Source organism: Streptococcus sp. 27098_8_76 (genome assembly GCF_041432315.1).
GTDB lineage: Bacteria > Bacillota > Bacilli > Lactobacillales > Streptococcaceae > Streptococcus.
This window is the reverse complement of sequence record NZ_JAPVZI010000012.1, coordinates 1-13,561: the sequence shown is the minus strand read 5'-3', so window position 1 is coordinate 13,561 and position 13,561 is coordinate 1. Positions and strand designations below refer to the sequence as shown.

At 43.3% G+C, this 13,561-nt stretch carries 12 protein-coding genes and 1 pseudogene; all 13 read left to right on the top strand.

Going from position 1 to position 13,561, the window contains the following annotated elements:
* The 13 genes and pseudogenes from O3636_RS08760 to rpsD all read left to right on the top strand — a co-directional run bounded on the left by O3636_RS08760 (position 1) and on the right by rpsD (position 13,389).
* Entirely contained in the window at positions 1 to 405 is a 405-nt protein-coding gene (locus O3636_RS08760) for a PTS sugar transporter subunit IIA (protein ID WP_078905660.1), read from the top strand.
* A gap of 210 nt (positions 406 to 615) precedes the next feature.
* Positions 616 to 1,782: an SIS domain-containing protein gene (locus tag O3636_RS08755; protein WP_371642723.1), complete on the top strand. Its 1,167-nt coding sequence runs from the start codon at positions 616 to 618 to the stop codon at positions 1,780 to 1,782.
* Positions 1,783 to 1,899: 117 nt separating this feature from the next.
* Positions 1,900 to 2,937, top strand: a complete 1,038-nt coding sequence (locus tag O3636_RS08750; RefSeq protein ID WP_371642721.1) for an aldose epimerase family protein — start codon at positions 1,900 to 1,902, stop codon at positions 2,935 to 2,937.
* 207 nt (positions 2,938 to 3,144) lie between these two features.
* Positions 3,145 to 3,999 (top strand): VOC family protein, encoded by an 855-nt coding sequence (locus O3636_RS08745; protein WP_371642719.1) that lies wholly within the window; start codon positions 3,145 to 3,147, stop codon positions 3,997 to 3,999.
* Between the two features lie 7 nt (positions 4,000 to 4,006).
* Positions 4,007 to 4,087, top strand: a pseudogene (locus tag O3636_RS08740) (sugar O-acetyltransferase); the annotation flags it as partial.
* 218 nt (positions 4,088 to 4,305) lie between these two features.
* Positions 4,306 to 5,070, top strand: a complete 765-nt coding sequence (locus O3636_RS08735; RefSeq protein ID WP_371642718.1) for a nucleoside phosphorylase — start codon at positions 4,306 to 4,308, stop codon at positions 5,068 to 5,070.
* Positions 5,071 to 5,103: 33 nt separating this feature from the next.
* Entirely contained in the window at positions 5,104 to 6,483 is a 1,380-nt protein-coding gene (locus O3636_RS08730; RefSeq protein WP_000897716.1) for a TrkH family potassium uptake protein, read from the top strand.
* Positions 6,484 to 6,496: 13 nt separating this feature from the next.
* On the top strand, positions 6,497 to 7,162 hold the full coding sequence (locus tag O3636_RS08725) for a TrkA family potassium uptake protein (protein WP_001283905.1): 666 nt from the start codon (positions 6,497 to 6,499) through the stop codon (positions 7,160 to 7,162).
* Between the two features lie 153 nt (positions 7,163 to 7,315).
* Positions 7,316 to 8,332, top strand: a complete 1,017-nt coding sequence (locus O3636_RS08720) for a glycosyltransferase family 2 protein (RefSeq protein WP_000771881.1) — start codon at positions 7,316 to 7,318, stop codon at positions 8,330 to 8,332.
* Between the two features lie 115 nt (positions 8,333 to 8,447).
* Positions 8,448 to 10,712, top strand: a complete 2,265-nt coding sequence (locus tag O3636_RS08715) for an SSURE domain-containing protein (RefSeq protein ID WP_261055543.1) — start codon at positions 8,448 to 8,450, stop codon at positions 10,710 to 10,712.
* Between the two features lie 123 nt (positions 10,713 to 10,835).
* Positions 10,836 to 11,534 (top strand): response regulator transcription factor, encoded by a 699-nt coding sequence (locus O3636_RS08710; RefSeq protein WP_000520645.1) that lies wholly within the window; start codon positions 10,836 to 10,838, stop codon positions 11,532 to 11,534.
* Positions 11,531 to 12,583, top strand: coding sequence for a HAMP domain-containing sensor histidine kinase (locus tag O3636_RS08705; protein ID WP_000769783.1), 1,053 nt, complete (start codon positions 11,531 to 11,533; stop codon positions 12,581 to 12,583). The genes O3636_RS08710 and O3636_RS08705 overlap by 4 nt, the downstream gene beginning before the upstream one ends.
* 194 nt (positions 12,584 to 12,777) lie before the next feature.
* Positions 12,778 to 13,389: a 30S ribosomal protein S4 gene (rpsD, locus tag O3636_RS08700; protein WP_000092756.1), complete on the top strand. Its 612-nt coding sequence runs from the start codon at positions 12,778 to 12,780 to the stop codon at positions 13,387 to 13,389.
* The last annotated feature ends 172 nt before the right edge of the window (positions 13,390 to 13,561 follow it).

Below are 13,561 nucleotides of genomic sequence, written 5' to 3'. Positions count from 1 at the left end.
ATGACTAAATCATTAATTTTGGTGAGCCATGGTCGCTTCTGTGAGGAGCTTAAAGGTAGCACAGAAATGATTATGGGCCCACAAGACAACATTTACACAGTAGCTCTTCTTCCAGAAGATGGCCCAGAAGACTTTACTGCAAAATTCGAAGCTGCTATTGAAGGGTTGGATGATTTCCTAGTCTTTGCGGATCTTCTCGGTGGGACACCTTGTAACGTGGTCAGTCGTTTGATCATGGAAGGTCGTGACATCGAACTTTATGCAGGGATGAATCTTCCAATGGTGATTGAATTTATCAATGCGAGCCTGACAGGCGCAGATGCGGACTATAAGAACCGTGCTGCAGAAAGCATTGTGAAAGTCAATGACCTGTTAGCGGGCTTCGATGATGACGAAGATGAATAAGATGTGACAACGTGAAAATCACAGGGAAAATAGGCGATAAGAGGATGGAGCGATGCTTCGACGATAATCGGTCTTTTTCCCAAAGATTTTAGTTGGAACTCAATTCAATTCATGTGATAACGTGAAAATCGTTAGAGCACTTTATTATAGAATATACATGGGAATGGGGCTTACTCCCGTTCCCATATTTAATAGAAAAAGAGGAACTCAATGCTAAATTATACAAAAGAAGACTTACTTAAATTAGGTGCTGAAATTACAACACGTGAAATCTACCAACAGCCTGATGTATGGAAAGAAGCTTTTGAATCTTATCAAGAACAATGTGAAGAAATTGCGGCCTTCCTACAAGGGATTGCTGATAAACATGACTATATCAAGGTCATCTTGACAGGTGCTGGGACGTCTGCTTATGTAGGAGATACCTTGGTACCATACTTTAAGGAAGTTTATGACGAACGCAAGTGGAATTTCAATGCCATTGCTACAACCGATATCGTTGCCAATCCAGAAACTTATCTTAAAAAAGATGTAGCGACGGTTCTTGTATCTTTTGCTCGTAGTGGGAATTCGCCTGAAAGTGTGGCGACTGTTGATTTGGCTAAAGCCTTGGTTGATGAGCTATACCAAGTGACCATTACTTGTGCTGCAGAAGGGAAGTTGGCTCTTCAGGCACACGGGGATGAACGTAACCTCTTGCTTTTGCAACCTGCTGCTTCAAATGACGCTGGATTTGCCATGACATCTAGCTTTACGTCTATGATGTTGACAGCTCTCTTGGTCTTTGATCCAACAGAATTTGCTGTGAAATCTGAACGTTTTGAAGTTGTATCTAGTCTTGCACGTAAAGTCCTAGACAATGCAGAAGATGTCAAAGAGCTTGTTGACCTAGACTTTAACCGTGTTATCTACCTTGGTGCGGGTCCTTACTTCGGCCTTTCTCATGAAGCGCAACTTAAGATTTTAGAATTGACAGCTGGTCAAGTTGCAACTATGTATGAAAGCCCTGTTGGCTTCCGTCACGGTCCAAAATCATTGATCAACGAAGATACAATCGTTTTAGTTTTTGGTACAACGACAGATTATACTCGTAAGTATGATTTGGATTTGGTTCGTGAAGTTGCAGGTGATCAGATCGCTCGCCGTGTTGTACTTTTGAGTGACCAAGCCTTTGGTCTTGAAAATGTAAAAGAAGTAGCGCTTGGATGTGGAGGTGTCTTGAACGATATTTACCGTGTCTTCCCATACATCGTTTACGCTCAACTCTTTGCCCTATTGACTTCACTCAAAGTTGAAAATAAACCAGATACACCATCACCTACAGGTACAGTAAACCGAGTGGTACAAGGTGTAATCATTCATGAGTACCAAAAATAAGGGAGTGTTTATAAATTCTTGATAAAGGATTTTGTAAATCATACAAGTAAACCATAGATTGTGAATAGCCTTTCTATGGTTTGTTTGCTTAATAGAATTAGAAAGAAGGAGAAACGAATGAAAGCATATACAGAGCGTGTATTTGGAAGAGTTGATGAACAAGATATCCTAGCTTATCGCTTTGAGACTGATGCAGGTTATCAGTTAGAGGTTATGACTTATGGTGCGACTATCTTGCGTTATGTAACTCCTGATAAGTCTGGAAACTTTGCCAATGTTATCTTGGGATTTGATGATTTTAAAAGCTATGTGGGAAATAGTCCCAAGCATGGAGCTAGTGTGGGTCCCGTAGCAGGTCGTATTGCTGGCGCGACTTTTGAACTAGATGGTCAAACCTATCATCTGGAAGTCAACAATGCAAGCAACTGTAATCACAGTGGTTCAACTGGATGGGATTCTAGCTTGTTTGAAGTTGTAGAAGTAAGTGATCATGGTTTGACTCTTTATACAGAACGAGTGGATGGGACAGGTGGATTTCCAGGAAATCTCAAAATCTGGATTAGTTATCGCTTAGAAGAAAATGGAGCTTACGAGGTAAGTTATAAAATAACAACAGATCAAGATACCTTGGTTAATCCAACCAACCACAGCTATTTTAACTTGTCTGGTGATTTCACGCAGACGGTTGATCGCCATGTATTCCAACTAAATACAAAAGGCATTTACCCAATTGCACCCGATGGTGTTCCAGCTAAAACTCCGGATGCTGATCGTGATGTGGTTAGACACATCTATAATGGTGCCTTGTTGAAGGATATATTTGAAGAGGATGATGAGCAAATCCAGCTAGTTTCTGGTTTAGACCATCCATTTGCGCTTTCTGAAGGTCATGACAATGCTGGATTCCTTTATGATCAGCACTCAGGACGCTTCTTACTTTTCAAGACGGAGGCTCCATGTTTTGTAGTTTATACAGCAAACTTTGTAGATGAGAGTGTCCTTGTGGCTGGTAAACCAATGATTCAGCACAATGGGATTGCTCTTGAAGCCCAAGCTTTGCCAGATGCCATTCACAGTGACCTCAAAGACCAAGTCATTCTTAAAGCTGGTCAAACCTTCACAAGTAAGACACGTTATGAGCTTGTTGTTAAGTAAAAACAGCTGGTCAAAAAGTCTTTAAAATTAAAATAACGCATATTGTCAGGTGCTGAAAAGTTTGATAATATGCGTTTTATTATGGAAAGATTTACTTTATCTTATCCTGAAATGGCCTTATTTTTGAGTTGTCTGGCTTGACTTTCTTGATGGAAATTATATAATAGTTGTAATGATAAGAATTACAACATGAGAAGAGGAACATTTATGACCTATGAATACAAGAGCCACATTTATTTAGCAGAGGCAGTTTTAAATGTAAAGGATTTAGCAAGTCAAACAGCCTTTTATCATCAAATTATTGGTTTAGAAATCTTATCTCAAACTGAGACAGAGGCCATTCTAGGCCTTGGTGGAAAAGCCTTGGTACACTTGATTCAAGCACAAGAGAGCGATGAAGTAAGGGAACATTATGATCTTTATCATCTGGCTATTCTTTTGCCGACACGCAAGGCTTTGGCAGATGTCTTAAAACACCTGACAGATTTACAGATTTCTCTTGTCGGCGGTGCAGACCACGGTTACAGTGAGGCCCTTTATTTGGAGGATTTGGAGGGAAATGGTATCGAACTCTATCGAGATAAGCCGATTTCCACATGGGATATTCGAGAAGATGGACGCATTATCGGAGTGACGGAGGCTCTTGCGGCACAGGATATCTATGAGTTAGGGGAAAGAGTAGAGCCCTTTACTTTAGCAGAGGGTACGAGAATGGGGCATATCCATTTGTCCGTCAAGGATAGTCGAAAGTCCAGCCAGTTTTATCAAAAGGTGTTAGGACTAGAGGATAAATTCAGTGTGCCTAGCGCTAGTTGGATTGCGGCTGGGGACTATCATCATCATTTGGCAGTCAACGAATGGGGAGGAGAAGATCTGGCTCCGCGTAAGCAAGGCTTGCCAGGCTTAGTCTATTATGTCATTGAGGTTGCGAGTAAGGAAGAACTGCTAACGATTGCGCAACGAGCACAAGAAGTTGATGCACCAATCAAGTGGTTGACATCGAACCAGTTGGAAATCACAGACCCAGACGGAATCGTGACCCGTATTCGTTTAGCAAGATAGACAGGTTGTAATCACCAAGTCCTTCGGCGACAACGTTGTACTAGCTGGTAATCCTGCGTGTGTGAGTAAGGAGATACCTGTGAAATAGAAGTAAAAAGGAACAGCGGGGGTTGTTTCTTTTTGGTAGGTTTCATCATCTTTTACCCAGCTCACATTTACCTACCCTATCTCTTAGCAAGTCTGCTTCATTAATCAAGTTCAAAGTATCTCGTAGCTGGGATGCTTTTTTCTCCTCAGTTCCTCAACTTCCTCCTTGACACTCGGTCATCTTTTGATACAATAGTACAAAATCAGAGGAGGTGGGCTATGATTCAGAAACATGCGATTCCTATTTTAGAGTTTGATGACAATCCTCAGGCAGTCATCATGCCCAATCACGAGGGGCTGGACTTGCACTTGCCCAAGAAGTGTGTCTATGCATTTTTAGGTGAGGAGATTGACCGCTATGCGAGGGAAGTAGGGGCGGACTGTGTCGGCGAATTCATTTCTGCCACCAAGCCCTATCCAGTCTACGTCATCAACTACAAGGGTGAGAAGATTTGTCTGGCTCAAGCGCCTGTCGGCTCCGCTCCAGCGGCTCAGTTTATGGATTGGTTGATTGGCTATGGTGTGGAGCAGATTATCTCTACAGGTACCTGTGGAGTCTTAGCTGATATAGAGGAAAATGCCTTTCTAGTCCCTGTTCGGGCTCTACGAGACGAAGGAGCTAGTTACCACTATGTAGCACCTTCTCGTTATATGGAAATGCAGCCAGAGGCTATTGTTGCTATTGAGCAAGTTTTGGACGCCAGAGGGATTCCTTATGAAGAAGTCGTGACCTGGACGACAGACGGTTTTTACCGAGAAACGGCTGAAAAGGTGGCCTATCGTAAGGAAGAAGGCTGTGCTGTTGTAGAGATGGAGTGTTCTGCGCTTGCGGCAGTAGCCCAACTGCGTGGGGTTCTCTGGGGAGAGTTGCTGTTCACAGCTGATTCCTTAGCGGACTTGGACCAGTACGACAGTCGTGACTGGGGTTCAGAAGCTTTCGAGAAGGCCTTGGAACTCTGCCTTGAGATAGCCTCTAAGTTCTAGCTACTCTTCTTCTTTTTATGGTACAATGGATGTATGTTATTCAAATTATTTGTGAAAAAACTTGAAAGAGTCTTTGGTGGACTTTCGCCAGCACGTCGGATTTTTTTAAGTTTCGCTGGAGTTATTTTTATAGGCTCTCTCCTTTTGAGTTTGCCTTTTGTTCAGGCGAGCGGTTCGCAGGCCACTTATTTTGACCATCTTTTTACGACGGTGTCTATGGTCTGTGTAACCGGCCTTTCTACGCAACCGGTGGCTACTACCTATAATGTCTGGGGGCAGTTGATTTGTATGCTCTTGATACAGATTGGTGGCTTAGGTCTCATGACTTTTATCGGGGTCTTTTATATTCAGGGGAAGCAAAAGCTTAGTCTTCGCAGTCGTGAAACCATTCAGGAGAGCTTCAGTTACGGGGAGACTCGGTCGCTGAAGGCTTTTATGCGGTCCATCTTTTTGACGACTTTTCTGGTGGAGGGCTTGGGTGCCTTCCTACTAAGTTTTCGTTTTATTCCTGAGTTTGGTTGGGGACGGGGTATTTTTACCTCTATCTTCTTAGCTATTTCAGCCTTTTGTAATGCTGGTTTTGATAATTTCGGCAGTAGCAGTTTAGTGGCTTTTCAGACGGATCCCTTGATTAATCTGGTTATTGCTGGCTTGATTATCACAGGTGGTCTTGGCTTTATGGTTTGGTTTGACTTGGCAACCCAGTTTGACAAGAAGAAAAAACGCCGTCTGCGTTTCCACACCAAGCTGGTTCTCTTCTTGACTGCAGGGATTTTGCTGTTTGGGACAGTATCTACTCTCTTTACGGAGTGGCACAATCCAGGAACCATTGGCAATCTCGGTGTTCCAGAGAAAGTGCTGGTTAGCTTTTTCCAAACCGTCAGCATGAGAACGGCTGGTTTTGCCTCTATTGATTACACCCAAGCTCGGCCTGTGACCCTGTTTATCTATATCCTACAGATGTTTCTGGGTGGGGCGCCTGGAGGGACGGCTGGGGGTCTCAAGATTACGACTTTCTTTGTCTTATTGGTCTTTGCGCGTAGTGAATTGTTGGGCTTACCTCATGCTAATGTTGCGCAGAGAACCATTGAGGCTCGAACAGTCCAAAAATCCTTTAGTGTCTTCATTATCTTTTTGATGACCTTCTTGTTGGGCTTGATGTTGTTGGGAATTACAGCAGAAGGAACACCGCGCTTTATCTATCTTATGTTTGAGACCATTTCAGCCCTTGCGACAGTTGGGGTAACGGCAAATCTGACGCCAGAACTGGGTAAGCTAGCTCTCAGCATTGTCATGGTGCTCATGTTTATCGGCCGTATCGGTCCCTTAACCTTGCTGGTTAGTCTAGCGGATTACCAGCCTGATAAGAAAGATTTGATTCAGTATATGAAAGCAGATATTAGTATTGGATAAGAAAGGAAGAACTATGTCAGATCGTACGATTGGAATTTTAGGTTTGGGGATTTTCGGGAGTAGTGTCCTGACGGCCCTCGCCAAGCAAGATATGAATATCATTGCCATTGACGACCACGCCGAGCACATCAATCAATTTGAACCAGTTTTGGCGCGTGGAGTAGTTGGTGATATCACAGATGAGGAACTCCTCAGAACCGCAGGGATTGATACCTGTGACACGGTTGTAGTCGCAACAGGGGAAAATCTAGAGTCGAGTGTGCTTGCAGTTATGCATTGTAAGAGTCTAGGGGTACCAAGGGTTATTGCCAAGGTCAAAAGCCAGACAGCTAAGAAGGTACTGGAAAAAATCGGTGCTGACTCGGTGATTTCACCTGAGTATGAAATGGGGCAGTCTCTAGCGCAGACCATTCTCTTTCATAACAATGTTGATGTCTTTCAGCTGGATAAAAATGTGTCTATCGTGGAGATGAAAATTCCGAGTGTTTGGGCAGGTCAAAGCCTGAGCCAGCTGGATCTACGTGGCAAATATAACCTCAATGTCCTAGGATTTCGTGAACAAGAAAATTCACCGCTGGATGTCCAATTTGGCCCTAATGACCTCTTGAAGGCGGATGCCTATATCTTGGCGGTCATTAACAACCAGTATCTAGATGACTTGGCAGAATTAAATTCGTAAGGAGGGAATTTCCCTCTTTTTTAATGTTCAAGATAGGAAATTGGGAGAACACCTTGTATTCCAGTAAAAGTCCTTCAAAAACTGGACTTTATGGTAGAATAGAAAGAAGTGACAAGAGAGAAAGAAAAAATCAGTCCCCTAAAGGAGTAGATTATGAAGTTATTGTCTATCGCCATCCCCAGCTATAATGCCGCTGCCTATCTTCATTACTGTGTGGAGTCGCTAGTGATTGGTGGTGAGCAAGTTGAGATTTTGATTATCAATGACGGATCTCAGGACCAGACTCAGGAAATCGCTGAGCGTTTAGCCAGCAAGTATCCTAACATCGTTAGAGCTATCTATCAGGAAAATAAGGGCCATGGCGGTGCGGTCAATCGTGGCTTGGCGGAGGCTTCTGGGCGCTATTTTAAAGTAGTGGATAGTGATGACTGGGTGGATCCTCGTGCTTACCTAAAGATTCTTGAAACCTTGCAGGAACTAGAGGGTGATGGTCAAGAGGTTGACGCCTTTGTGACTAATTTTGTCTATGAAAAGGAAGGTCAGTCTCGTAAGAAGAGTATGAGTTATGAGTCAGTCTTGCCTGTCCAACAGATTTTTGGCTGGGATCAGGTCGGAAATTTCTCAAAAGGCCAGTATATCATGATGCACTCGCTGATTTACCGGACAGATTTATTGCGTGCTAGCCAGTTCCAATTGCCTGAGCATACCTTTTATGTCGATAATCTTTTTGTCTTTACCCCCCTTCAGCAAGTCAAGACCATGTACTATCTTCCTGTCGATTTCTATCGTTATTTGATTGGGCGTGAGGACCAGTCTGTCAATGAGCAAGTGATGATTAAGCGCATTGACCAGCAACTCAAGGTCAATCGACTCTTGGTAGACCAGCTTGATTTATCTAGAGTAAGCCACCCAAAAATGAGAGAATATCTACTGAATCATATTGAAATCACGACGGTTATTTCCAGTGCCCTGCTCAACCGAGCTGGAACAGCAGAGCATCTTGCAAAAAAACGTGAGCTGTGGACCTATATTCAGCAGAAAAATCCAGAGGTCTTTCAGGCTATCCGTAAGACCATGCTCAGCCGTTTGACCAAACATTCAGTCTTGCCAGCTCGCAAACTTTCTAATGTTGTCTATCAAATTACCAAGTCTGTTTATGGATTTAATTAATATAAGTATTTTATAAGAGGGATTTAAGAAAAATTTTAACTTTTTCTTAATCCTGTTTAATTTTAGGAGATTATACTAGAGTCATCAAATAAAGAAAAACTCTAAGGAGAATCCTATGAAATTCAATCCAAATCAAAGATATACTCGTTGGTCTATTCGCCGTCTTAGTGTCGGTGTTGCCTCAGTTGTTGTAGCCAGTGGCTTCTTTGTCCTAGTTGGTCAACCAAGTTCTGTACGTGCCGATGTGGTCAATCCGACCCCTGCCAAAGTTGTGCCAGACGCTGCTTCGGTGAGTGAAAAGAGCGACTTACCAGCAGAACTTCTCAAAGAAGCAGTCGATACAGCTCTTCATTCAGAACAGGCAGACTCAGCACCTAAAGCAAGCTTGGATACTACAAGTTCTCCAGAAAAAGCGGATGTAGCTGCTAAAGACCAAGTAGTAGCACCAAAAGAAGAAGTGCAAGCAAAACCAGAATCTAAGAAAGAAACAGAGGATGCGGTTAAACCTGCGACAAATCCTGCGCCTACAGTTTCTGGACAAGACCGTGAAGCAAATGAAGCTCAACCAGCAACCACTCCAGCTGAAGTGCAAAAGGGCGTGGCCGATAACACCAAAGACACAGTAGACGTCCCAGCCACTTACTTGGACAAAGCGAACTTCCCAGGCCCATTCACAGCCGGTGTCAACCAAGTCATCCCATACGAATTCTTCGCGGGAGACGGTATGTTAACTCGTCTGATTTTGAAAGCTTCAGACAAGGCCCCATGGTCAGATAATGGTTCAGCTAAAAATCCTGCCCTTCCACCAGTAGAAAAATTGGGCAAAGGCCTTTACTTCTATGAAGTGGACTTGGCCGGCACCCAAGGTAAATCTGACAAAGAGCTTCTTGACCTCTTAAAACAAAACGGCACTCAAAGCTATAAAGCCACTATCAAGGTATACGGTGCTAAAGATGGCAAGGCAGACTTGAGCAACCTCGTAGCGACTAAGGATTTGGATGTCAATTTGAATGGCTTAACCACTCCAGCTGAAGTGAAAAAAGGTGTAGCAGACAATACTAAAGATACAGTAGACGTCCCAGCCACTTACTTGGACAAAGCGAACTTCCCAGGCCCATTCACAGCAGGTGTCAACCAAGTCATTCCGTATGAATTCTTCGCCGGTGACGGTATGTTGACTCGCCTTATCTTGAAAGCCTCAGACAAGGCTCCATGGTCAGACAACGGCTCAGCTAAAAATCCTGCCCTTCCACCAGTAGAAAAATTGGGCAAAGGCCTCTACTTCTATGAAGTAGACTTGGCAGGTACTCAAGGTAAGTCAGATAAAGAGCTTCTAGATCTCTTGAAACAAAATGGCACTCAAAGTTATAAAGCTACTATTAAAGTGTACGGTGCTAAAGATGGTAAGGCCGATTTAAGCAACCTCGTAGCGACTAAGGATTTGGATGTCAATTTGAATGGCTTAACTACTCCAGCTGAAGTCCAAAAAGGCGTGGCTGACAACACCAAAGACACAGTAGACGTTCCAGCCACTTACTTGGATAAAGCCAACTTCCCAGGTCCATTCACAGCCGGTGTCAACCAAGTCATTCCATACGAATTCTTCGCAGGTGACGGTATGTTGACTCGCCTTATCTTGAAAGCTTCTGACAAGGCTCCATGGTCAGACAATGGTTCAGCTAAAAATCCCGCCCTTCCACCAGTAGAGAAATTGGGCAAAGGCCTCTACTTCTACGAAGTGGACTTGGCAGGTACTCAAGGTAAATCAGATAAAGAGCTTCTTGATTTCTTGAAACAAAACGGCACTCAAAGTTATAAAGCTACCATCAAGGTGTACGGTGCCAAAGATGGCAAGGCGGATTTGAGCAACCTCGTAGCGACTAAGGATTTGACAGTGAACTTGAATGGACATCAGTCTCTGATTCCGATGCAGTCAGGTTTCGTCCCATCTTCTAATGGTTCAGCTATGCCGGCTCCAATGATGAATAGTCATCAAGATGCGTCTAAGATGAACGCTCAAATGCCAAGTGCTCATCAAGATGAGATGAAATCTCAAATGCCAGCTGCTAGTCAGGATAAGATGATGCCTAACAAAGAGCAGGACAAAAACATGAATGCTAGCCAGCCTATGGCAACACCAAGCATGAAACAAGATCAAGTTCCAGCAGCCTCAAGCAAAATGTCTGATGAAGGCAAGATGGCATCTACTAACAAGGAGTCAAGTCCAATGATGGCTGATCAAATGAAAGACAAAAAAGACATGCTTCCATATACTGGTGAAGCCCAAACATCAATGGCTACTCTTGGATTCTTTGGCCTCACCTTAGCAGGACTATTAGGCGGACTCAGTTTGAAAGCTAAAAAAGAGGAAAATGACTAGTCTAGTTACAGACTTTCTATCTAGGATTTGAAAAATCCAGATATCGATTAGAATGTTCGTAAAGAGATTAAAATAGTGTTATACTATTGTGGTATAGCACTGTTTTTTTCAAAGGAGAGACAGATGGGAAAGACAATTTTACTCGTTGACGACGAGGTAGAAATCACAGATATTCATCAACGTTATCTGGTTCAGGCAGGATATAATGTTTTGGTGGCCCATGATGGAGCAGAGGCCTTAGAAATCTTCAAGCGAAAACCAATTGATTTGATTATTACAGATATCATGATGCCTCGGATGGATGGTTATGATTTGATTAGTGAGGTTCAGTATCAATCTCCAGATCAGCCTTTTCTATTTATCACGGCTAAGACCAGCGAGCAGGACAAGATTTATGGCCTGAGCTTAGGGGCAGATGACTTTATTGCCAAGCCCTTTAGCCCTCGTGAGCTGGTTTTGCGTGTCCACAATATCTTGCGTCGCCTTCATCGTGGAGGTGAGACAGAAGTCGTCAGTCTCGGGGATTTACGGATGAATCACGGTAGCCATGAGGTCCAAGTCGGAGATGTGGCGCTTGATTTGACAGTCAAATCCTTCGAACTTCTATGGCTTCTAGCCAGCAATCCAGAGCGGGTTTTCTCTAAGACAGACCTCTATGAAAAGGTCTGGCAGGAAGACTATGTGGATGACACCAATACCTTGAATGTTCATATTCATGCTCTTCGACAGGAGTTGGCTAAACATGCTAGTGCAGAAACACCGACCATCAAAACCGTCTGGGGCTTGGGCTACAAAATTGAGAAAGCACGAGGTAGTCAATGAAATTAAAAAGTTATATTTTAGTGGGGTATGTCATTTCAACACTCCTAACGATTATCGTGGTTTTTTGGGCTGTTCAAAAAATGCTGATTGAGAAAAGCGAGATTTACTTTCTGCTTGGAATGACCATCGTTGCCAGCCTTGTCGGTGCTGGGATTAGTCTCTTTCTCCTATCGCCGGTCTTTACTTCATTGGGCAAACTTAAGGAACATGCCAAGCGGGTAGCGGATAAGGATTTTCCATCAAATCTGGAGGTTCAAGGACCTATGGAATTTCAGCAGTTAGGGCAAGTCTTCAATGAAATGTCCCATGATTTGCAGGAAACTTTTGATTCCTTGGAAGAAAGCGAACGAGAAAAGGGCTTGATGATTGCCCAGCTGTCGCATGATATCAAGACCCCCATCACTTCGATCCAAGCGACGGTAGAAGGGATTTTGGATGGGGTTATCAAGGAGGGAGAACAAGCTCATTATCTAGCAACCATTGGACGCCAGACAGAAAGGCTTAATAAACTGGTTGAGGAGTTGAATTTTTTGACCCTAAACACAGCTAGAAATCAGGTGGAAACTACCAGCAAAGACAGCATTTTTCTGGACCAGCTCTTGATTGAGTGCATGAGTGAATTTCAGTTCTTGATTGAGCAGGAGGAGCGAGATGTCCACTTGCAGGTGATCCCAGAGTCTGCCCGAATTGAAGGAGATTATGCCAAACTTTCTCGCATCTTGGTGAATCTGGTCAATAACGCTTTTAAATATTCTGCTCCAGGAACCAAGCTGGAAGTGGTGGCTAAGCTGGAGAAGAACCAGCTTTCAATCAGTGTGACGGATGAGGGACAGGGCATTGCACCAGAGGACTTGGAGAATATTTTCAAACGCCTTTATCGTGTCGAAACTTCGCGCAATATGAAAACAGGTGGTCATGGCTTAGGTCTTGCGATTGCGCGTGAATTGGCCCATCAATTGGGTGGAGAAATCACAGTTACCAGTCAGTACGGCCTCGGAAGCACCTTTACTCTCGTTCTCGATCTCTCTGGCAGTGAAAATAAAGCTTAAAACCCCTTTACAAATTCATCTATTCATGGTAAAATGGATTTTGTGTGAAATATCAGCAGGAAAGCATGAAGCTCGTCAACAGGTGTCTTATGATAAGTAACCTTGGCTGTTTAGGCGAAGGGCATCTGCACGAATCAGGGCTTTCTAAGTGACTATTTCCACCGAAATATTATTTATATCAGGAGGACATTTACATGTCACGTTATACAGGACCATCTTGGAAACAAGCTCGTCGCCTTGGCCTTTCACTTACAGGTACAGGTAAAGAATTGGCACGTCGTAACTACGTACCAGGACAACACGGACCAAACAATCGTTCTAAATTGTCAGAATACGGTTTACAATTGGCTGAAAAACAAAAACTTCGTTTCACTTACGGTGTAGGTGAAAAACAATTCCGTAACTTGTTCGTACAAGCTACAAAAATCAAAGGCGGAATCCTAGGTTTCAACTTTATGCTTCTTTTGGAACGTCGTTTGGATAACGTTGTTTACCGTCTTGGTCTTGCGACTACTCGTCGTCAAGCTCGTCAATTCGTAAACCACGGTCACATCCTTGTTGACGGAAAACGTGTTGACATCCCATCATACCGCGTAACTCCAGGTCAAGTGATCTCAGTTCGTGAAAAATCATTGAAAGTTCCAGCAATCCTTGAAGCAGTAGAAGCTACTCTTGGACGTCCAGCATTCGTATCATTCGACGCTGAAAAATTGGAAGGTTCATTGACTCGCTTGCCAGAACGCGACGAAATCAACCCAGAAATCAACGAAGCACTTGTCGTTGAATTCTACAACAAAATGTTGTAATATTTTATTGAATCAGATAGGCTTTAGAGCCTTGATATTAAGCACTTTGGGGCGCTTTCCCTTAGTGCTTTTTTTGTTTTTACTACCCTTTTAGTTACCCTTAACTAATTTTAGGTAGTAACCGCCCAATAACTAAGTATATTGAAAAATCTCCAGACTAGAGAACTCATAT